General features: G+C 44.9%; 20 protein-coding genes and 1 tRNA gene. 8 read left to right on the plus strand and 13 right to left on the minus strand.

The annotated features are described in order from the left end of the window. Positions 1 to 6 precede the first annotated feature (6 nt). The 3 genes from MgSA37_RS23235 to MgSA37_RS23245 are packed head-to-tail and all read right to left on the minus strand — an operon-like array spanning position 7 to position 3023. The gene (locus MgSA37_RS23235; protein WP_096355502.1) at positions 7 to 1587 is read right to left on the minus strand and encodes a M1 family metallopeptidase; all 1581 of its coding nucleotides are present in this window, start codon (positions 1585 to 1587) and stop codon (positions 7 to 9) included. Between the two features lie 60 nt (positions 1588 to 1647). Then, positions 1648 to 2226, minus strand: a complete 579-nt coding sequence (gldD, locus tag MgSA37_RS23240; protein WP_446425737.1) for a gliding motility lipoprotein GldD — start codon at positions 2224 to 2226, stop codon at positions 1648 to 1650. Then, the gene (locus MgSA37_RS23245) at positions 2223 to 3023 is read right to left on the minus strand and encodes a shikimate dehydrogenase family protein (protein WP_096355506.1); all 801 of its coding nucleotides are present in this window, start codon (positions 3021 to 3023) and stop codon (positions 2223 to 2225) included. The genes gldD and MgSA37_RS23245 overlap by 4 nt, the downstream gene beginning before the upstream one ends. Positions 3024 to 3278: 255 nt before the next feature. Here MgSA37_RS23245 and galB point away from each other — a divergent pair, with 255 nt between their 5' ends. Continuing rightward, the gene (gene galB, locus MgSA37_RS23250) at positions 3279 to 5708 is read left to right on the plus strand and encodes a beta-galactosidase GalB (RefSeq protein WP_232010719.1); all 2430 of its coding nucleotides are present in this window, start codon (positions 3279 to 3281) and stop codon (positions 5706 to 5708) included. 211 nt (positions 5709 to 5919) lie between these two features. On the opposite strand, the gene dinD is transcribed toward galB, so the two are convergent. Further along, entirely contained in the window at positions 5920 to 6753 is an 834-nt protein-coding gene (gene dinD, locus MgSA37_RS23255; protein ID WP_096355508.1) for a DNA damage-inducible protein D, read from the minus strand. Positions 6754 to 6987: 234 nt separating this feature from the next. On the opposite strand from dinD, the gene MgSA37_RS29840 reads away from it, so the two are divergent. Beyond that, a complete protein-coding gene (locus MgSA37_RS29840) occupies positions 6988 to 8667 on the plus strand; it encodes a PQQ-binding-like beta-propeller repeat protein (RefSeq protein WP_096355512.1) in 1680 nt (559 codons plus the stop codon). Positions 8668 to 8771: 104 nt separating this feature from the next. Here the strand turns inward: MgSA37_RS29840 and MgSA37_RS23270 are convergent, their stop codons facing one another. From MgSA37_RS23270 to MgSA37_RS23305, 8 genes are all read right to left on the minus strand, one after another. Continuing rightward, positions 8772 to 9062: a hypothetical protein gene (locus tag MgSA37_RS23270; RefSeq protein ID WP_096355514.1), complete on the minus strand. Its 291-nt coding sequence runs from the start codon at positions 9060 to 9062 to the stop codon at positions 8772 to 8774. Between the two features lie 51 nt (positions 9063 to 9113). Continuing rightward, positions 9114 to 9878, minus strand: coding sequence for an HNH endonuclease (locus tag MgSA37_RS23275; RefSeq protein ID WP_096355516.1), 765 nt, complete (start codon positions 9876 to 9878; stop codon positions 9114 to 9116). Beyond that, on the minus strand, positions 9875 to 10048 hold the full coding sequence (locus MgSA37_RS28405) for a hypothetical protein (protein WP_157750698.1): 174 nt from the start codon (positions 10046 to 10048) through the stop codon (positions 9875 to 9877). The genes MgSA37_RS23275 and MgSA37_RS28405 overlap by 4 nt, the downstream gene beginning before the upstream one ends. Next, a complete protein-coding gene (locus MgSA37_RS23280; RefSeq protein ID WP_232010720.1) occupies positions 10036 to 10167 on the minus strand; it encodes a hypothetical protein in 132 nt (43 codons plus the stop codon). The genes MgSA37_RS28405 and MgSA37_RS23280 overlap by 13 nt, the downstream gene beginning before the upstream one ends. 353 nt (positions 10168 to 10520) lie before the next feature. Next, a complete protein-coding gene (gene atpC, locus MgSA37_RS23285; RefSeq protein ID WP_096355518.1) occupies positions 10521 to 10775 on the minus strand; it encodes an ATP synthase F1 subunit epsilon in 255 nt (84 codons plus the stop codon). 165 nt (positions 10776 to 10940) lie between these two features. Continuing rightward, positions 10941 to 12446 carry a F0F1 ATP synthase subunit beta gene (gene atpD, locus MgSA37_RS23290; RefSeq protein WP_096355520.1) on the minus strand — a complete coding sequence of 502 codons (1506 nt, stop codon included), beginning with the start codon at positions 12444 to 12446 and terminating at the stop codon, positions 10941 to 10943. A gap of 465 nt (positions 12447 to 12911) precedes the next feature. Continuing rightward, positions 12912 to 13892, minus strand: coding sequence for an NAD(P)H-quinone oxidoreductase (locus MgSA37_RS23300; RefSeq protein ID WP_096355524.1), 981 nt, complete (start codon positions 13890 to 13892; stop codon positions 12912 to 12914). A gap of 120 nt (positions 13893 to 14012) precedes the next feature. Then, the gene (locus MgSA37_RS23305; protein ID WP_096355526.1) at positions 14013 to 16379 is read right to left on the minus strand and encodes an ABC transporter permease; all 2367 of its coding nucleotides are present in this window, start codon (positions 16377 to 16379) and stop codon (positions 14013 to 14015) included. Between the two features lie 137 nt (positions 16380 to 16516). Between MgSA37_RS23305 and MgSA37_RS23310 the strand changes: the two genes are divergently transcribed. The 6 genes from MgSA37_RS23310 (at position 16517) to obgE (ending at position 20586) form a co-directional block, all read left to right on the plus strand. Next, positions 16517 to 17155, plus strand: a complete 639-nt coding sequence (locus tag MgSA37_RS23310; RefSeq protein ID WP_096355528.1) for a type IV toxin-antitoxin system AbiEi family antitoxin domain-containing protein — start codon at positions 16517 to 16519, stop codon at positions 17153 to 17155. Then, positions 17152 to 18009 (plus strand): nucleotidyl transferase AbiEii/AbiGii toxin family protein, encoded by an 858-nt coding sequence (locus MgSA37_RS23315; RefSeq protein WP_096355530.1) that lies wholly within the window; start codon positions 17152 to 17154, stop codon positions 18007 to 18009. Before MgSA37_RS23310 ends, MgSA37_RS23315 begins: the two co-directional genes overlap by 4 nt. A 113-nt stretch (positions 18010 to 18122) precedes the next feature. Next, entirely contained in the window at positions 18123 to 18584 is a 462-nt protein-coding gene (locus MgSA37_RS23320; RefSeq protein WP_096355532.1) for a redoxin domain-containing protein, read from the plus strand. A gap of 74 nt (positions 18585 to 18658) precedes the next feature. After that, a tRNA-Arg gene (locus MgSA37_RS23325) sits at positions 18659 to 18732 on the plus strand. 152 nt (positions 18733 to 18884) lie between these two features. Further along, positions 18885 to 19457, plus strand: a complete 573-nt coding sequence (locus MgSA37_RS23330) for an adenylate kinase (protein WP_096355534.1) — start codon at positions 18885 to 18887, stop codon at positions 19455 to 19457. Between the two features lie 130 nt (positions 19458 to 19587). Continuing rightward, positions 19588 to 20586: a GTPase ObgE gene (gene obgE / locus MgSA37_RS23335; RefSeq protein WP_096355536.1), complete on the plus strand. Its 999-nt coding sequence runs from the start codon at positions 19588 to 19590 to the stop codon at positions 20584 to 20586. Between the two features lie 96 nt (positions 20587 to 20682). On the opposite strand, the gene MgSA37_RS23340 is transcribed toward obgE, so the two are convergent. Then, positions 20683 to 22263 (minus strand): hypothetical protein, encoded by a 1581-nt coding sequence (locus MgSA37_RS23340; RefSeq protein WP_157750699.1) that lies wholly within the window; start codon positions 22261 to 22263, stop codon positions 20683 to 20685. Between the last annotated feature and the right edge of the window lie 2 nt (positions 22264 to 22265).

Here is a 22265-nt window from a genome sequence, read left to right on the forward strand (position 1 = left end):
CGGAAACTAATTACTTTCTGCTACCTCAAACCCCGCCAGTAAATTTACATCCGGATCAGCTACTACGTTTTTTGGTTTTTCTTTTACGGAAAAAACGGCGTTAACGGCCTTGTTTTTTATATCGAGCATCATGGTTTTTCCGTCTATTGAAACCGCTAAAGGAAATTCGAATAAAGTATCTTGTTTTTGAGTGATGCTCATTTCGACAACCTTATTGGCTTCATTATATTTCCAGGTAATGCTTAGCTGCGGATGCCCGGCGGTATACAGCCACTGCTTAAAAAATTGTTCCAGGTTTTGCCCGCTTGTTTTTTCCATTACCTTGCAAAGGTCATCGGTATTGGCATTGCTGTTTTTATACTGTGCATAGTAGTTGCGGATACCTTTCCAGAATAAGGTATCGCCTAACTTCCTGCGCAGCATATGCAATACCCACCCACCCTTTTGATAGCTGTTAGCGTTAAGCATCTGCATAAAATTGTTTTTTACTGCGGTGTCTACAACCGGCGTAAGCCGTCTTTTTTCGAACTTCAGTACCGTTTGCCTGTCATCCATCAAACGCTTTTTTAAAGTATCTGTGCCGTATTTATTTTCCAGGTACAGGTTGGTCATATAGGTCGCAAAGCCTTCGCTCAGCCATAAATGGGCAAAGCTTTTTTCACTTGCAGCATCGCCAAACCATTGGTGGGCTATCTCGTGCGCCATTAATTCTTCAATGCCTTTACTGGTTACCGAGTTTTCAAAATAAAATATCGCGCTGGCATTTTCCATCCCGCCGAAGATGGTTTTTGACTGTACATTAGCCAGTTTTTCATAGGCATAAAGGCCGATCATTTTGATATAATAAGGCAGTATTTCTTTAGCGACGGTATAACTTTTAAACCCCGCACCTTTACTTTCAGGGAAAACATAGGTATATAAGGGGATATTACCAATGTCCGCGGGATGATCAATGGCAAAATCAGCCACGCCGATTACCATTACCTTTGTGGGCAGCGGCGACGTTTCTTTCCAGTGCGTCAGTTTAAAATGACCCGGCAATGTTGTTTCAACCGTTTTAAGGCCATTGGCAACTACCTGGTAATGATCGGGCGCGGTAACAATAAAATCAACAGTTGCCTTATCCGCAGGATAATCAGCACAGGGCAGCCAGTTGTGCGCGCGATCGGGCCAGTTATCGCCAAAAAAAGTGCGGTGCCCAAATTCGTTTGTTGAAATAATCAATCCATCTTCCGGGATGCCTGCATAAGTAATCTCATAGCTGTGCAGACTACCGGCTTTTACGGTCGCGTTTATATTTAACAAATCGCTGTCCTGGCTAAATGATAATTTATGCCCGGCTTCATATACGGATGAAACCCGCATGCCCTTGCCCGATTTCTTTGTTTTAACCAAATTAAGCCGGAAGGAATTTACATCTTTTAAAAATTTAATTTTTATTGTTGCCAGCCCTTCAATGGTATCTGTATTGTCGTGTAGCTGTATGGCAAAAGTATAATGCTGCACATCAATGGTATGGAATTGTACCTGCGCCCTGGCGGCGATGGAAAAAAATAGACTAATTAGAAAAAATAGACTTTTACGCATAACTAATTTATTTCCTTTCGGACTTTACTGACTTTTCGGACTTCCCGACTAATCTCTAACCTACTTCCACCTGAAACTTTTGATCATCACATTCACATCCTGTTTTACAAAAGATAATACAGGTTGGATTGAGTCGAGCCGCGGCTCGGTATTAAAATAAAGCGCGCCGCGGATATAGTTTTTGGTGCTGTCGGTTAAAAAGAATTGAACGGATGAGGCCGCATTGCCATCAATAGTATAATAAATGCCGTAAACCTTTTGCTCCGGGTACGAGATTACGCCGGCGTCAATACCGGTGGCCTTTACGGTATGTTTAAAGCTGAGTTTGTGCGCATCCTCCACCAGTTTGTCAAATTCCTTTTTTGATCTGATAGGCTCGTAACTTAAATGAAGTGTGCCGTTAAACTGCGTAAACTGGATATTCATCCAGCAGGGCTTGGCATCGGGGTTTCTATCCGGTTCTATTTTTGCATATTTTGGATAGTCGAACATGATCGGGCAACCGCCGGTGTAGGGCTGGTACTCTTTTTTAGGGAAAATGATGCGGTAATACCCCCTTGGCTTCGGCGAATAACTATGATTGCCGCTGCATGAAGCAAGGCAAAACAAGGTTATAAACAAAAACGCAGCGCACCTCATGGATATATTTCTTTTTGCGTCCATATTTCCCAACTCTTTTCGGCCTGCAATATCAGCATTTCGTATCCATTTTTTATCGTGGCACCTTTTTGTTCGCCTTTTTCTAAAAACAGTGTTTTTTCAGGATTGTAGATCAGGTCGTATAATAAATGATCTTCCGTTATAGCGTCGTAGGGTATTGGCGGGCATTCATTAACATTCGGCGACATCCCGATGGGTGTGGTATTGATGATCATCAGGTGATCCTTAATATGTTTCGGTTTCAGATCGGTAAACAGCAAATTACCCGCATGCGGTTTACGCGTAATCACTTTATACGCTATTCCGAGGTTTTCGAGCACGCATTTTACTGCCCTGGCAGCACCGCCATCACCCAAAACCAGCGCTTTATCATGACGATCTTTTAACAACGGTTTTAAAGACGTCTCAAAACCATAGATATCCGTATTGAAACCTTCGAGCCTGAAATCGTCGCCGATAACCCCAACCTCACCGGAAAACGCCGCGGATACAGGGCTTTCGGCACTGATGCGGATGCAGTTTACTGCCCCGGCTTTGCGGGCGTCATGTTCAATCCAGTCCAGGTATTTTAAAACGCCAATTTTATGCGGTACAGTAACGTTAAGGCCGCAAAGGTCAGGGTTTTCCTTCAAAAGCTCCGGCAATTGCGTAATATGTTCGATGGGGAACAGCTCGTATTTGGCATCCGTAATATGCTCTTTTTCGAACTTCTCTGTAAAATACTTTTTCGAAAAAGAATGTGAAAGCGGGTAACCGATCAAACCATAATATTTCATGGTGTAATATTAAGAAGAAAAGAAAAATTCCGTTCCCCTTATTTGCAGAAAAAACAAAACCGCTAAATATTCTTCAGATCTGCAATTCTCCCTTTTTCAATAATAACCATCAATAAAGCAGCATTTTTTTCATTGTGATAAAGATTAAAGTCTAATTTTATAAAAATTAATCGTTTCATTAATTCAACGAACACTAATTCAATAATTAATTATAATTTAGTGTCCGATTTACAGTTAATCCTAAATTAACCCATTATGCTGCTTCATAAAGCTTTTTTTACAAAGATGGCCAGGCCGCTTTGCCTTTTTATTATGGTTTTATTTGCCCTGAAGGGCTACAGCCAACCGGGCCGTACCGTTGCCGATTTCGACAAAGGCTGGCGCTTTAACCTCGGCGATGTTGCCGGCGGCGAAAAACTGGATGTAAAAGACGGCACATGGCGCGTGCTTGACCTTCCGCACGACTGGAGCATTGAAGGGAAATTCAGCAAAGAAAACCCGGCCACACCCGAAGGCGGCGCTTTACCCGGCGGTATCGGCTGGTACCGTAAAACCTTTACCGTGCCGGCGTCGGCCAAAAACAAACTGGTTTATATTGATTTTGACGGCGTTTACCAAAAAAGCACCGTATGGATCAATGGCCATAACCTGGGCTTCAGGCCGAATGGATATATTTCGTTCCGCTACGACTTAACGCCATACCTTAATTTTGGCGGCACCAATACCATCGCCGTTAAGGTTGACAATTCCGTTCAGCCAAATTCCCGCTGGTATTCAGGCTCGGGCATTTACCGTAATGTATGGCTCACCACTACTGATAAGGTAGCCGTTGATCATTGGGGCACCTATGTAATTACGCCCAGCGTTACTGATAAGGCAGCCGAAGTTAAAGTTGTCGCCAGCATCCTTAACGCTACACGTGCGCAGCAGCCGGTTACCATCACCACTACGCTGTTAAATGCCGAAGGAAAAGCCGTTGCAACGACAACAGAAAACACCGTATTAAAAGATGCTTCCACCCGTTTTACCCAGGATCTCAAAATCAACAATCCGATATTGTGGTCGGTGGAGAAGCCGTATCTGTATAAAGTATTAACCAAAATATCCGGGAAAAATTCTGCCGACAGCTATACCACCCCTATCGGGATCCGCTATTTTAACTTTGATGCCGACAAGGGTTTTTCGCTGAACGGAAAGCTGATGAAGATATTGGGCGTTTGCGATCACCACGACCTGGGCAGCCTTGGCGCTGCCATTAATACCCGCGCCCTGGAGCGCCAGCTGCAAATGCTGAAAGCGATGGGCTGTAACGGCATCCGTACTTCGCATAACCCGCCTGCGCCTGAGTTGCTCGATCTTTGCGACAAAATGGGTTTTATTGTGATGGATGAAGCTTTTGATTGCTGGGAATGGCAGAAAGTTAAATACGACTACCATTTGTATTTTAAAGAATGGCATAAACGCGACCTGGAAGACCAGGTTTTGCGCGACCGCAACCACCCGAGCGTAATGATCTGGAGCATTGGCAACGAGATTCCGCAGCAGGGGGATACCACCGCGTTGCGTATAGCGCCCGAACTGGCCGGCATCGTACACAGCCTGGATAAAACACGCCCTATTACTACCGCCAATGACAACCCGGGCAAAGGCAACAAGATCATCCAATCAGGAGCGATTGACCTGATCGGCTATAATTACCACGAGTTTGATTACGCTACTTTCCACGACAGGTACCCGGGCAAGAAATTTATCGCAACAGAAACAACATCCGGCCTGGAGATGCGCGGGCATTATGATATGCCTTCGGATAGTATAAGGGTATGGCCATCACGTTATGACAAACCATTTACCGATGGCAACCCGGACAACAGCGTGTCGGCATATGACAACGTTCGCCCGGGATGGGGCTCAACGCACGAAGCTACCTGGAAAGTGATGAAGAAATACGACTTCCTTTCGGGGATGTTCATCTGGACCGGCTGGGACTACCTGGGCGAACCTACCCCATATTCATGGCCGTCGCGGAGTTCTTATTTTGGCATCATCGACCTGGCGGGCTTCCCTAAGGATGTTTACTACATGTACCAGAGCGAGTGGACCAACAAAACAGTGCTGCATATCTTCCCGCACTGGAACTGGACCCCAGGCAAAATGGTGGACGTTTGGGCATTTTATAACAATGCTGATGAGGTAGAACTGTTCCTTAACGGCAAATCACTGGGCACCAAAAAGAAACTGGGCGAAGACCTCCACATTATGTGGCGCGTAAAATACGAGCCCGGTACCCTAAAAGCTGTATCGCGCAAGAATGGCAAAGTGGTTTTAATCCGCGAGATCCACACCGCAGGCGCCCCTGCTAAAATTGAGCTGGTGGCCGACCGCAAAAACATTAAAGCGGATGGCAAGGACCTGTCCTTCATCACTGTTAAGATCCTGGATAAAGACGGCAACGTTGTACCGAATGCCGACAACCTGGTTAACTTTAAAGTGAGCGGCCCTGGCTTCATCGCCGGTGTGGACAATGGCGACGAAGTGAGCCACGACCCCTTTAAAGCCAATTACCGAAAGGCCTTTAACGGCCTGGCACTGGCGATCATCCAAACCAAAGAAAAAGCAGGTAATATTACTTTTACGGCAACGGCGGCAGGGTTGAAAAGTGCGACCACCGTATTGCAGGTAAAATAACCGAGGATTTAAGCCGTTTACAAAGTATATCAAAACCGGCAGGATAGCTTATCCTGCCGGTTTTGTGTTTTGTGGCGTTGATGTTATGGAGGCGGAAAGAAGCCAGTGTTCCCCCTGAACAGTATGAACACCGGCGAACAGTGGAAAATACCTTTAAAGTACTTATTACCGACTGTTTAAATAATTGACATCGACAATATCGCGAAGACTTTCAGGGTTTGGGGCTTTTTGATGCCTTTTTGTTATCGCTGTCAAGGCGCCTTTCCAGTTTCTTTACATCTTCTGCCGGTGGCAGTGCTTCAGGCTTTACGCCTCTTTGCAGTAAAATATCACGTACCGCTTTGTTATTATCAATATGCTCCTTTGAAATAGCGTTTTGCTGGTTTAAATCTTTTTCAATAACATTATGACTGGTTAATTCATTGGCGAAATCTTTTGCTTTAATGGTAAGCGTGGGCAAAAAATCAGCCAGGGGTTTCGCTGTGGGCACACCCAGTTTTTTCTTCATATCATTCGTATTAAACCCGCCGAATAAAGCCTCGTCCCCTTTTGACCGGATGATCGCAAAACCGGCGCTATCCACTCCCCTTTCATATAAAATAGCTGATAGCTTTTTTTCAGATTTGGTTAGCTTGTCGCGGGCGTTAACACGCTCAACGTCAATCAGCCGTTGTTCGATAATTTCCTGTTTGCGCGTTTGAACGGCAAAGTAGGTTTGGGCGAAAGCAATGGGTGGTTTTGTTGGGTCGCCGTTTTGCGCAATCAGGTAGCAGGCATAACGGGTTAATGCTGTGTCTTCTACTTCGCGCTGGCCACCGCTGCCAATGGTAACCATTTTCGTGGTATCACGAAAATGGTCCGATATTTTTGAGCCTGCATTTTCGCAGGCTTTTTTTGCCTTGCTTACTGCATTTGTAAAATTCTCCCAACGCTGGTAACCCAGTATTTCCTGCAATTCCCGCGCGCTCCAAAATTCTATTCCTTCATAATTATAACAGGCCTGTTCAAACTTGCCGAATAATTCTAAAATAACTTCCTTTTTCATGTGTTTCGGTTTATAAAAGCAATATAGTCCAAAACAAGAAAATAATTGAGGGGTGTGGAAAACATTCGGCATGCCTAATGTCTCCGATCGGGCTCCTTAATGCCATTACCCACCACCTTTGCCGTCACCCATTTTTTTAATATATTTATTCCATAAAAATGTTTGCGCAAACAGCCGGCAAGCCCGGCTATTGCCTGCCAATTCCGGATAAACCAAAAAACTAAAAAATAAACAATGATGACGAAGGTTATTAAAGCAGCGCTGCTGTTCACATTGCTTTTGATGGCCTGCAAAAAAAAGGATGCTGTTACACCGCCCCCTGCCAATACCAGCACGCCGAATGCACAGCATGCCTCCGTACTTACCCAGCATAACAATAATACCCGGGCAGGCTTAAATAACCAGGAAACTGCCCTCAATACCGGCAATGTTAACACCACCAAATTCGGCAGGCTGTTTAACCTTAATGTAGACGACGACGTTTATACCCAGCCCCTGGTTTATGGCAATTTAAGCATCGGCGGCAGCCTGCATAACGTGGTTTTTATCGCCACGGTAAATAATACCGTGTATGCCTTTGATGCCGACAATGGCAAATTATACTGGAAAACCAATTACACCCAGGCTGGCATGAACCCGCCGAATATTACCCAAATGAATTCGGCCTGGTGCAACCCTTATTATGGTTTCGGTTTTCATATTGGCATTACCGGTACGCCGGTGATCGACTCAACAGCCAAAACCATTTATTTTGTTGCCAAAAGCTTCTCGGGCAAAAATTTTTACCAATACCTGCACGCTGTCGACCTTACCAACGGCAGCGAAAAACCCGGCAGCCCGGTTCTCATTACCGGCAGCGTGCCCGGCAAAGGGGATGGCAGCGTTAACAATACCGTTAGTTTCGATCCCCTGCGCGCCAACCAGCGCCAGGCCTTAACGCTGGTAAATGGCACCGTTTACGTTACCTACGCTTCGCACTGCGACTGGAACCCCTACCATGGCTGGATCTTTGGGTATAACGCCCAATCGCTGCAGCTTAAAACAATTTACAACAACACCCCCGATGGCGAAGCCGGCGGCCTGTGGGAAAGCGGGCAGGGGCCTGCCGCAGATGACCAGGGCAACCTTTACGAAGTATCCGGAAACGGAACGGTTGGCAACGATGCCTATACCGCCTCCATTAACGGCACCGACCCCGGCACCAGCAATACCAACCCCGCCGACCTTAAAAACCGCGGCGAAAGCGCAACCAAACTGAGCCCGGCTGGCACGGGTATGCAGGTGAGCAGCTTTTTTACCCCGTCAAGCTATTTCGACATGGATTTAAACGACCTGGATTATGGCGTTATGGGCGCCATGCTGATCCCCAACAGCAATTACTTTTTAACCGGCGCTAAAGACGGCAATTTATACCTGCTGAATAAAGATAATATGGGTGGCTATTCAAGCACCCTTAATGCCGTACAGCAAACCATCCCGCTTAATGTGGCCCTGCATTGCCAGCCGGCTTATTACAAGGGCCCAACGGGCGAATTTGTCTATGTATGGGCAGAAAACGACCGTTTGCGCGCTATGCCTTTTAATGCGGCCACAGGTACTTTTTCAAACAACCATATGGTGGCTACCATTGCCGGGCCCACCGGAGAGATGGGCGCTTTTCTCTCAGTTTCCTCCAACGGGCAAACCACAGGCACCGGTGTTGTTTGGGCCTATTATACCGCGCCTGAGGACAACTACCAGGGGCACCTGGCCGCATTTGATGCCGCCGACGTTAGCAAAGAACTTTGGGACAGCAGCCGCAACCCTGCCGACATACCCGGCACTTTCGCCAAGTTCTCTACCCTCACTATCGTTAACGGGCATTTGTACGTGCCTACCCTGTCAAAAATGGTGGTGGTGTACGGGTTGAAATGAAAGCACGTTATTCCAACGCTGATTGCTGAGTCCGATTGACACAAAGATTTCATCTATTTAATTTTTTTATCAAATCAATAAAATCTATTACGATAAAATCATTGTCAGCAAATAAAATCTCTTACGATAAAATCATTGTCAGCAGGCTCATCGGTATATTCAATGCTTTCAAATTTATGCCATGTCGGGTCGACCCTGAAATCTATGATGTCGGTAAATATTTCCGGCAAGTTCCACTGCTCGGCATAAAACCACGTTTCATCAATCAGTTTGGTTTTGATGAAAGCTTCTAAATCCGAAAGCTTAATTCCATCAGGATTGGAAAATATTACCGAAATAAACTTTTTGTAGTTGCCGCTATCGCGATAAAGGTAGTTGAATTTGATGTTTGGCATGAAGCCAAGGTAGGGGAATAGTTAAAGCTTGTCAATCGGATATAAGTGAACTTATGCTTCTAACAAATCATTATGCATCCTTAAAAATTCTATATCAGGATAAAACTTCTTCGGGGCGATGAGCGACTTGCCATCATAATCTAAAAAGTTTTGCTTAATACTCAACACATCTTTATAGTTATAAAACCTTGATGATATTTTTATTTTGAGGCCTTCGGTAACGGTTATGAGGTGCCTGTCGAAGGCTTTATCATGCAAAGCGTTTAATGCTAAACCATTATTAGGATTTAATCGATTAAAATTATCACCACTCCATGGTACGATATGACTGGCTACCAATAATTCGATAATACCGATGCCAGTTATACAGCATTGATTATTAAAATTGGTAATGACGGCGGCTCTAAAAGCCTCTTGATTTACCCGGGACTTAACCAAACGTTGGACCTCTTTTCCTTCTCTCTGCTGATATTTGTCTAAGTCAATATCGTATAATTTTTCAATGGTTGTGTGCTTTGTTTTAGCCAAAAGAACTTCACTCTCAAAAAAAACATCACCCCAATTATTCATGTACTCCTGCCATACTTCCCTATCTAATTTACTGGCATTTACCATGCCCTTTTGAGTTAAGCGAGGGTCAAGGCTGGCGAAATTGACTAACTTAAAGGCAACAGAACCCGGTGTTCGGCCAATGAGGTGGGCCAGCTCAATAATATCCTTATTGGTTTGCGACATCTGCCCAAACATCAATTTGTTGTATAAATTGATGGCCAACAACAATTCATCCTTTGTCCAAAGTGTTTGGCCTTCTTTCATAATTCACCATCTACCTCACAAAACACATGTTTACAGCTGTTATCCAAACATTCATTTACGGCCATTTTTAGTTTGGTGTGAAAGAAGCTCGAAATGATATCCGTCCTGGCACCACAAATTGGGCAGGTGGTTGGTTGATCGAGCAAGTAATAGTAGGTTACAGGTTCCATAAAGTAAATGTAACATAAACTAATGGAAACCTGCGCACCAGCATTTCGGGTTTGGTATCCTTACTGCGGATGCGCGACATGTTGTAGCTGCGGGTTGCTTTGGAGTGTACATCTGCCATAGGGCAAAAATACGATAAATTCAAACTCCGCGTCATTGCGAGGAACGAAGCAATCCCTGCATAGGACAATCAACCGGCGATCATCAACGGATGCACGGCGCGCGGCTGACAGGTAGCCCCGAGATTTTGGTGTGGTGATTAGCGCGTGCAGAGATTGCTTCGTTCCTCGCAATGACGCGTGGAGAGGCGGCTGCTTCAACTCCCTGGCGCGAACACCCTCTCCATTTTATCCCCTTTATCCTCGCCAACCCAATGACTAATGACCTAATGACGCGAAGCAAACGACCAAAAAAAATCCCCGGCCAAAAGCCCGGGGATCTCTTAAATAATTTTCTGTTGGTTTGATCAGGTAATTACTTCTCCAATATGCCTTCGGCCAGTATCACTACTTTGTTATTGGAAGCCTCAACCACACCCCCTTTTATAAAAAGCGTTTGCTCCTTACCGGCATTGCCGCCGCGAACGGTTACTTTGCCATCTTCCAGCGTGCTGATGATGGGCGCGTGGTTATTTAATATTTCAAAAAATCCCAAAGTACCTGGAAGGGTTACCGATGTGGCTTCACCTTCGTAAACGGTTTTGTCGGGAGTCAGGATTTCTAATGTCATTGCTTTTTAGATGTGAGATATGAGATGTGAGATGTGAGACGGATTGCCTCTTTATTTCAAATCTTATACCTATTGTCTCAACTCTTTTCCAGATATGAGATATAAAGCTTAAGATACGAGACGAATTGCCTCTTTATCTCAAATCTCATATCTCAAATCTCATATCTAGCTATTGGCCTCAGCCAATAGCTTTTTGCCTTTTTCAATCGCTTCTTCAATGCTTCCAACAAGGTTAAAGGCAGCTTCGGGATATTCATCCACTTCGCCGTCCATAATCATGTTAAAGCCTTTGATGGTTTCTTTAATGTCAACCAGTACACCTTTTAAGCCCGTAAACTGCTCGGCCACGTGGAAGGGCTGCGATAAGAAACGCTGTACACGGCGTGCGCGCGATACAACCAATTTATCTTCCTCGCTCAACTCATCCATACCCAGGATGGCGATAATGTCCTGTAGCTCTTTATAGCGCTGCAAAGTTTCCTTTACACGTTGTGCAGTATTGTAATGCTCGTCGCCCAAAATAGCAGGGCTCAGGATGCGCGAGGTTGAATCCAGTGGATCCACCGCAGGATAGATCCCTAACTCGGCAATCTTACGTGATAATACGGTAGTAGCATCCAGGTGGGCAAATGTTGTTGCCGGTGCAGGGTCGGTCAAGTCATCCGCAGGTACGTAAACGGCCTGTACAGAGGTGATTGAACCACGTTTGGTTGAAGTGATCCGTTCCTGCATGCTACCCATCTCGGTTGCCAGTGTTGGCTGGTAACCTACCGCTGACGGCATACGGCCAAGCAACGCCGATACTTCGGAACCTGCCTGGGTAAAGCGGAAGATGTTATCAATAAAGAATAATATATCGCGTCCTTTTCCGTCAGCATCACCGTCGCGGAAATATTCTGCAATAGTTAAGCCTGAAAGTGCCACACGTGCACGTGCACCGGGAGGCTCGTTCATTTGTCCGAAAACGAAGGTTGCTTTTGAATCTTTTAATGCTTCAGGGTCAACTTTGGATAAATCCCAGCCGCCTGACTCCATCGAATGCATAAACTCGTCACCATATTTAATGATGCCCGATTCAAGCATTTCGCGCAGTAAGTCGTTACCTTCGCGGGTACGCTCACCTACACCGGCAAATACTGATAAACCTGAGTATGCTTTCGCGATGTTGTTGATCAATTCCTGGATCAATACGGTTTTGCCTACACCGGCGCCACCGAATAACCCGATTTTACCACCCTTGCTGTAAGGCTCCAACAAGTCGATCACCTTGATACCGGTAAAAAGCACTTCGGTTTCGGTTGAAAGGTCCTCAAAACGGGGAGCGCTGGCGTGGATAGGGCGACCAGCCGAGTTGTCCAATTCTTTAATACCGTCGATGGCGCTGCCAACCACGTTGAATACACGTCCTTTAATATCATCGCCAACCGGCATTTTAATAGCCGATTCCAGATCCACAACGTCCATGCCGCGAAGCAATCCGTCGGTTGAATCCATCGCGATGGCGCGAACGCGGTCTTCGCCCAAATGCTGCTGAACTTCTAAAATAACTTTCTGACCATTTTGTTTGGTGATCTCTAATGCATCATAAATTTTTGGAAGATGTGCATTAACTGCGAAGCTTACGTCAACTACCGGACCGATGATCCGTGATATTTTTCCAATGTTTGGCATATATAACCTGGTAATTTAAAGTATTTTCAATGAAATGAGCGCCTTATAAACAGAACCCTCCTTTCAGAGGCGCAAAGTTAAAGTTTTTTGTTAAATATTTAAAGGGTGGATTTAAATATTTTATAGCCTTTTAAGAATATTATTTTCAGGGGGGATGGCGGGCATGGCGGCGAGTTTACTCACCCCGACTTCGCTGCGCTTGTCACCCCTCTCTTCGGCAAGCCGAAAAGAGGGGAAAAGAAAAGGGATAAAAAATAAAAAAATCCTATATCCCTCTTTACCGCCTGCGGTAGAGAGGGTGGACAAGCGCAGCGAAGTCCGGGTGAGTAAACTACCGAAGCGACATTAACGCCAATTGCAAACCGCCACCGCAGCCACCATGAACTATCAACTAAGAACTCCTTCCCGCTATGGACTATGGACCATCGACTTCCTCCCACCATGGACCATCGACCATGGTCTTCCCTACACCTCCAACACTATCTTCCCGATATGCGTGCTGCTTTCCATCAGCGCGTGTGCTTCGGCCGCTTTTTCAAACGGGAAGGTGGCATTAATGATGGCTTTTATTTTGCCTGAGGCCAGCAGCGGCCATATATTTTCCTCCAGGCTTTGGGCGATGGCAGCTTTAAAGGCCGTGTCCCTTGCCCGCAGGGTAGAGCCTGTGATGGTGAGCCGTTTGGTCATTATTAATGAAAGGTCGAGTTTAACATCCTTGCCCATCATCATATTAATCAGTACCAGCCTGCCGTCAAAAGCCAGGCACCTGATGTTGGGTACGGTATAATCGCCGCCTATCATATCTAAAATCACATCAACCCCTTTACCATTGGTAAGCTGCCTGATCTCCTCCTCAAAGTTTTCTATTTCGTAGTTGATGGCTTTGGCTGCGCCGAGGTCTTCACAAAACTTACATTTTTCATCGCTGCCGGCGGTTACATAAACGGTAGCGCCCATAGCCTTTGCCATTTGAATAGCCGCCACACCAATCCCGCTTGATCCGCCATGCACCAAAAGCGTTTCGCCCGCCTGTAGTTTACCCCTGTCGAACACGTTACTCCAAACGGTAAAAAAGGTCTCGGGGAGGGATGCCGCTTCAACAAAACTCAGGTTGCCTGGGATGAGCAGGCATTGGCCCGCGGGTACGCTGCAATATTCCGCATAGCCGCCACCTGTTACCAGGGCGCAAACTTTATCGCCAACCTTCCAGCGGGTAACATTGGCGCCGGTTTCGATGATGGTTCCGGCAATTTCAAGTCCGGGTATATCCGGCGATGCCCCGGGCGGCGGCGGGTAATGCCCCTTGCGCTGCGACACATCAGGGCGGTTAACGCCCGCTGCGGCCACTTTTACCAAAACTTCATCCGGCAAACAGGCCGGCGTGGGCCGTTCTTCTATCTGCAATACTTCAGGGGCGCCGGGTTGGGTTATCACAATCGCTTTCATGGGGTAAATATATCTGCATTAGTAACCCTTATCAAATCAATAATGTTTGTTTAAATAATTGTGACTTTTCACCAGCGCATACAAACTTTCAGTTTTCGCCTTTTACCTTTCAACCCTCCTTCACTCATTCTTTAAACTCTCCACCGGGTTCGCCATTGCCGCCTTAATAGACTGAAAGCTAATAGTGATAAAAGCGATCAGCAATGCCCCTAAGGCTGTTATTGCGAAAACCCACCAATGGATCTGCTCGCGGTAAGCATAGCTCTGCAGCCATTTTTCCATTGCCAGCCAGGCCAATGGGGATGAGATGAGGATTGATATCAAAGCCAATTTCATAAAATCGCCCGACAACATCGTCACTATGGTGGAGACGTTAGCGCCCAATACCTTGCGGATGCCGATCTCGCGGTTACGTTGTTCAGCGGCATAGGCTGCAAGGCCAAACAGGCCAAGGCAGGCTATAATGATAGCAAGCGTCGTGAAAATGATAAAGAGCTGCCCCATGCGCTGTTCATTACTGTACAGGGCATTAAAATCTTCATCCATAAACGAGTATTCGAAATGCTGGTTGGGCGATAGTTGTTTCCAGGTGCTTTCAATCCTGCCCATAAGGGCAGGTAAATCGGTGGTGTTTACTTTTATGCTTAAGGAGGCCATCCAGTCGGGCGCCATCACCATAAATAAAGGAGTAACATTATCCCGTAACGAAGAAAAGTTAAAGTCTTTTACCACACCGATGATATGATATTTTGTATTGATCCTTTCTGCTGGACTGCCATTATACCCAAGCATTCTTGCCGCAGTTTCATTGATGATCATCGCTGATGAATCAGTAGCAAACTGGTTTGAAAAATTCCGGCCCGAAACAAGTTTCATACCCATAGTGCTAATATAATCTTCATCTACTGTCCAGTATTCCCCCTGGATATTCTTCCCTGAAGATGCATTAAAAACGTTTGGAAAACGCAGGGTACCTGTAGGTAAAAAGCTGGTAAGCGTAGCGTTAACTACACCGGGTATTTGTTTAATCTCTTGTTTCAGGATTTTTGGATCTTTCAAAGTGGTCACATTTTTTACGATGAGTACCTGGTCGCGGCTAAAGCCAAGGCTTTTGTTTTGGATATAATTTAGCTGGTTATAAACAACCAATGTGCCGATGATGAGGAATATAGATATTGCAAACTGGAACACTACCAAAAAGCTGCGGAGTTTGCTGCCTTTAAAACCCGCTGATAATTTTCCTTTTAAAACATGCACCGGCTGAAATGCCGACAGGAAAAATGCAGGATAAGCACCCGCCAATATCCCCACTACCACAATAATTACCAACAAAGCCGGCAAAAGCCAGGTAAAGGTGTGCCGGCTGATGGAGAGTTCCTTACCCGAAACCTGGTTAAAAAACGGCAGCAGCAACAAGGCAATTACTACCGCTATTATGGCTGCGGCCAGCGTTACGATAAGTGATTCGGCAAGGAATTGTGCCACCAAATGTCTACGTGTCGATCCCAATACCTTGCGCACCCCCACCTCCCGTGCACGGTTAGCTGAGCGGGCGGTTGACAGGTTCATAAAATTGATGCAGGCCAGCACCAGTATAAAAATGGCTATTGCCGAAAATATGTAGACGTATTGGATATTACCATTGGCACTCAGTTCCCTTTGCCGGTTTGATTGAAGGTGAATGTCTTCCAATGGCGTTAAACTTAGCTTAATGTAATTACCGTGCGCAGCAAATTTGGTGTAGTTAAAATCTTTTGTGTCGATATGCCTGCGCAACAAACCGTCAAACTTGGCTTCCAAATGATTTGGATCGGCGCCGGGTTGAAGTAAAATATAGGTATTGAACATAAAGCCATTCCAGCCTTTACCCTGGTTTGCATCCAGACCAAATAAAAAATCAGCCTTAAAGTGTGATTGAGCAGGGATGTCCCTAATCACACCTGCTATTTTATAGATGCTATTGCCATCATTACCTACCTTAGTAAGCGTTTTACCGACAACATCAGTCGAGCTAAAATATTTTTTTGCTGTTTTTTCGGAGATCACTATATCATTAGGATCTCTCAACGCGGTTTTCGGGTCGCCCGCGATCATCGGCAAAGTAAAAATATCAAATATATTGGGGTCGCAATAAATGCTCCGGTCTTCCTGGATAATTTCATTACCCTTTTTAAAACGCAGGTTAATAGCCAAAGCAAGACGCGTTGACCGCTCCACTTCGGGGAATTCCCTCGCCATGGCGTCGCCAACCGGCGGGGCGGCTATGGCAAACGAGGTTAGGGTGCCGCCGTACTTTAAATCGCTGTTTACCCGGTAAATCCTTTCATATTTGGCGTTATACCTGTCGTAACTCAATTCATCAAACACATAAAAAACAATCAGCAGGCAGGTTGCCAAGCCCAAAGCAAGGCCGAAAACATTGATAAAGGTGAAGCCTTTATTTTTTAAAAGGCTGCGGAAGGCGGTTTTTAGGTAGTTCCTTATCATAGCTGATGATTTAAAGGAATAAATATATAACTAATTATTTAGTTAATTCCACAACCGCATCATAAAAAATAAAATGCATATATTTAATAAGATAGTCAATTATTTTCGATTATCTTATTAAATATTTACATTTGTAAATGGATATCCGACAAGCCATACGATCATACGCACGACAACCATTAACTCATCAATTACTGTTGTCGCTATTAAAGGATTACAAAAGCCCCAATGATAAGATTTCTTCATTACTTAACGATAGGGTATTGACGGGTATTAAGAAAGGGCTGTATATCGCCGGGCCTGTGTTAAAGGCCAATAAACCCGAACCGTTTTTAATGGCGAACCAAATATTGGGGCCAAGTTATGTCTCATTGGATTCGGCGCTCTCCTATTACGGACTGATTCCCGAACGCGTTTATGAGATCACGTCAGCGACGGTAAAAGCTTCAAGAAAATTTGTGACAGAAATGGGCCTTTTTAGCTATACCCATCTTTCGCTGCCCTATTATTCATTCGGCATTCAGCAACAAATACTATCCGATGAACAATATGTAATGATGGCTTCGCCTGAAAAAGCTTTGTTTGATAAAGTGATCACTACGTCGGGGCTGGTACTCAGAAGTAAAAAACATGCCTGGGAATACCTGGTGGAAAATCTGAGAATGGATGAAGACAGCCTGAAAGACTTTGATACGACTTCGATGTCGTCATGGCTGCAGGACGCACCAAAAAAAGATAGTTTATCGATGGTCATTAAAGCATTAAATAACTTATGATTAAAGAATGGCTGGATAGTTACAAGCCGGCAAATAAAGAAGAAGCACTACAGGCGCTCCGTGAGATTATGCAGGAGATCGCCCTCGCCGGCCTGCAACGTGCCGGTTTTTTTGAAAAGGCGGCCTTTTACGGCGGTACCGCCTTAAGAATATTTTATGGGCTCGACCGATTTTCCGAAGACCTGGACTTTTCGCTTTTAGCAACAATTCCGGAGTTTTCGTTTGACAGGTACCTGGAGGCCGTGCGCTTCGAATTTGAATCATTAGGCTTTAAAATATCTGTAAAAGAAAAAGAAAAAACCAATAAGGGTAATATTCAATCTGCATTTTTAAAATCGGAAACTATCTGGAAAGAATTGATTTTAGAAGATATTATCCCACAAAACGGATTAGACCAAAAACCAAATATTAAAATTAAACTGGAGGTTGATATCAATCCGCCACAAGGCTTTAATACCGAAGAAAAGTTGTTATTGAAACCGTTTTCATTTTACGTTAAATGCTTTGTTATTTCGGACTTATTTGCGGGCAAAATGCATGCACTATTATTCCGTAAATGGGGCGACAATGTAAAAGGGCGCGATTGGTACGATATGGAATGGTATATCAAAAAGGGTGTGCCATTAAACCTGAGTCATTTTTTATTAAGGGCACAAGACAGCGGCGATTGGAATAAAGCGACCATCACCGCAGAAGAGTTTCAACAATTATTAAATGCAAAAATTGATAAGGTAAATTTAAATCGCGTAAGGGCAGATATTGTCCGTTTTATCCCTGATCCTATGCGAATTGAAATTTGGTCTGCCAAATATTTTCACGACCTCGTTAGCCATTTGACTATTATTATCGAATAAGCATTCTTTTAAACGATATTTTATCGGGCTATACCAAAGACACCAAAATGTAAAATATCTGATCACCCTCGATCAACCGGAATTATTTTATTTCTTTGCATAAAAAACAATCTATGTCATTACAACCAGGTTCACCAGCACCACAATTCACTTTGATCTCAACCGAAAAAAAACCGGTTTCATTGTCCGATTTTAAAGGCAAAAAAGTTGTCCTTCACTTTTTCCCGATGGCTTTTACCGGCGTTTGTACCACACAGTTGTGTACCATGCGCGATAGCTTTGGTTATTATGATGGCCTTAATGCTACTATTTTAGGCATTTCTGTCGATTCGCCTTTTACATTGGCTAAGTTTAAAGAAGAAAATAATTACCAGTTTGAACTCCTGTCCGACTTTAACAAAGAAGTATCTGCGGCCTATGGCGCTATTTACGAAGAATTTGTTTTAGGCCTTAAAGGTGTATCAAAACGGGCGGCTTTTGTTATTGATGAAGAACAAAATATCATCTATGCCGAAGTGCTTGAATCAGCAGGCGATTTGCCGAATTTTGAGGCAATTGCAGCCGCTGTAAAGTAATTTTCAAAAATATTATAGAGGATTGAAAAGAAATCCTATTTTTGCAGTCCTGTTTCAAAAACGATCCGGGAAATGCACTTGTAGCTCAATTGGATAGAGCACCTGACTACGGATCAGGAGGTTAGGGGTTCGACTCCCTTCAAGTGCACATTTTTTTGAGTCAAAAGTCTCAAGCCCGGAGTCCAAAGTCGAATAAGTTTTCCACTTAAGACTTCAGACCTTCGACTCAGGACTTAAGACTAAGGACTTAACCAAAGCCTTTCTGTATTGTACCGAAAGGCTTTTAATTTTAAACAGCACATGCTAAACCTGGTTTTGTTTGGCCCCCCCGGAGCGGGAAAAGGCACCCAATCGCAGAAACTTATCGAGAAATATGGCTTGATCCATCTTTCGACCGGCGACCTGCTTCGCAGCGAAATAGCTAACGGAACTGAACTGGGCCTTGAAGCAAAAAAGCTGATGGACCAGGGAGTTTTAGTTCCTGATGCTGTTGTTATCGGTATGATCAGCCATAAACTGGATGCCAATAAAGACGCAAAAGGCTTTATTTTCGACGGTTTTCCACGTACAGTGGCGCAGGCCGAAGCATTGGATCAGTTGCTTGAAAGCAAAAATGCCCCCATATCCGGCATGATCGCACTTGAAGTGAACGATGATGAACTTGAAAAGCGTTTATTACTGAGGGGTAAAGATTCCGGACGTCCGGATGATGCAAATCCTGAAGTGATCCGCAAACGCATCAAAGAATACAATGATAAAACCGCACCTGTCGCCGGTTTCTATAAAGCACAGCATAAATTTAAAAGTATAAACGGCATTGGTTCTGTTGAAGACATATTCAATGGGATCGGTGCTGTGATAGATTCTTATTAAGGAAGTCCGCAAGTCGGAAAGTCAGTAAAGTCCGAAAGTAAGAAGAAACAATCGGCTAGTATTTAAGTTTCTAATAGTATAATTTTAATCTTCCGGACTTTACTGACTTCCGGACTTTCCGACTCAAACAATGTCCCAGGGATCCAATTTTGTTGATTATGTGAAGATCTGCTGCCGTTCAGGTCATGGCGGGGCGGGTTCGTCGCACTTACACCGTGATAAGTTTACGGCAAAAGGCGGCCCGGATGGTGGCGATGGCGGCCGCGGAGGGCATGTAATTGTAAAAGGGAATGCCCAGCTATGGACATTGCTTCACTTAAAATACCGTAAACATGTGATTGCCGGCGACGGCGAATCGGGCGGCAGCTCATTAAAATCAGGCAAAACCGGTCGCGATGAAATTTTGGAAGTACCACTGGGTACTATCGCCAAAAATTCAGAAACCGGCGAAACGATATTCGAGATCACAACCGACGGCGAAACGCGGATACTAACCGATGGTGGCCGTGGCGGGCTGGGCAACTGGCATTTTAAAACACCGACCCTGCAAACCCCCCGTTTTGCGCAACCCGGCGAAGACGGCAAAGAAGAATGGAACGTACTGGAACTAAAGATACTGGCTGATGTGGGCCTGGTAGGTTTCCCTAATGCGGGTAAGTCGACCCTGCTTTCGGTAGTTTCGGCGGCCAAGCCTGAGATTGCTGATTATGCTTTTACCACTATCGTACCTAACCTGGGTATAGTAGCGTATCGTGGCGGCAAATCATTTGTGATGGCGGATATCCCCGGCATTATTGAAGGTGCATCACAGGGTAAAGGCTTAGGCTTCAGGTTTTTGAGGCATATCGAGCGTAACTCGGTGCTATTATTCATGGTACCTGCCGACACCAATCGCAGCATCAAAGAGGAATACGAGATCCTGCTGCACGAACTGAGGGAATACAATCCCGAAATGCTGGATAAACCAAGGGTGCTGGCCGTAACCAAATCGGATATGCTGGATGATGAGCTGCAGGCAGAAATGAAAAAGGAACTTCCAACGGATGTCCCTTCAATTTTTATATCATCAGTAGCTCAAAAAAATATCGACGAGTTAAAGGATTTGCTTTGGCGGGAGATCAACGGTTAGTTGATTGGGTTGAACAGGTTAGATTAAGTTGATTGAGTTGGCATTTTCGGCAACCATCCAATGACCCAATGACTCAATGCCCCAATGACATTCCCCCTATCTTTTCTCCCTCGCCTCATAAAGCATATAATTATTGCTTAATGGCGATATATCAAACCGTTTATACCCGTTAAATGATTTCATGATCATTTTTTCTTTCGGGCCATTATAACTTTCGGGCAAAATAATGAACAGCGGTCCGGCAAAACCTTCATAGGTGTACTCATCCATATCTATTTTCAGGTTGTCTCCTATGGCCGGCAGGGTGACGATGCGGTTATGCTCCACTTCAAGGCCTAAATCATTGGCGATAAAAACAAAAACGGCATGCTTATTTTCTTTATCAAGCTGCATGATTTTGTTGAGCGATTGCTGGTCGATATTGGGCTGGGCAATACCTGTAAGGCCATGTGCGCTTACATTTTTATTGAAATAAAAGCCCGTATACATGTAATGCACCGAAAAGCAACCTATTGCTGCAACTAGCAGCATAAAAATCACTTTTACGGCAGGTACCGACCTGGACACCAGCCAGATCAACCCCGGCACAATTAAAACACCCAGGATGCGAAAATGCCTGGCTTCGTAAGATATATTCAGCTGGTGCAGGTAAGCAAAACCAAAAAAAAGCAGCGCCACAAAGTAAAAAAGCACAAGGAACAACCTGTAGGTATTATTGGTTAGGCGGCGTACGATCAGCAGGATAAGCGCAAGGCTCATCAGCGAAAATAAAAACAGGATCACTACACACCAGCCGGGAGGAAGCATGGCCGGGCCAAAATGATAGATCAAGCCGTGCACAAAATCATCAATAGAAAAAGCTGAAAGCAAAGGAGACGCCAGCGGAAAACTGAAGGTTTCGGCAGCCAGCTTCAAACCTTTGGCTGTACTTGCCGGGCTTTGGCCCTTCGACAGGAAAAACACATAAATGCACGCCAGTGATATTACGGTGGGGATTCCGACCCACAACCCTCTTTTTATCCACTCCGGCAAGCCCTTGCGGTGCGCGCAAAGTTTTATCCATAGACAAAATAAACCGGCGATATAAATCCAGATAAAGGATGATTTAAAAAAGAAGCCCGCCCACCCGGCAATTATTACAAACAGTGCAACTTTAATCCCCGGCCTGTGAAAGGAGGCGCAGCCATATAAAAACCAGCCTTCAAACGCAAATAGTAGTATTTCGCCACCATTATAATAAACATAGGGCACAAAAAAGGCCACCTGGCAAACGATAAAAACAAGGCTTGATGCGGCTATCATTGCCGAAAAACCAACCTTCCTGAAAAACTGATAAAATCCGGTTAACCCGATAGCAGTGCATAAACTTACCGTAATGGCAATGGCCTGCCCCATGCTGATACCGGCGATCAGCTTAAAAAAATAAGGCACCAGGTATTGGCCGGGGCTCCACCAGGTAAGATACTCGGTGTAATCCTGCGAAATATCGCTTTGGTCAGGCGCCACCATATTATTAAACCCACCGCCCAGGTGCATGCTCCTTAACACCTGCAAACCATTGGCCGGGTCAGGGAACAATGCCGGCGGGATTATAAACAGGATAATCCCCATAACCAATACGGCTATGGCTATAACTGCAAGAATGATTTGATGAGGGTTTCTTTTAAGAGAAAACATCT

Origin of the sequence: Mucilaginibacter gotjawali (genome assembly GCF_002355435.1) — a bacterium.
Taxonomy (GTDB): Bacteria; Bacteroidota; Bacteroidia; order Sphingobacteriales; family Sphingobacteriaceae; genus Mucilaginibacter; species Mucilaginibacter gotjawali.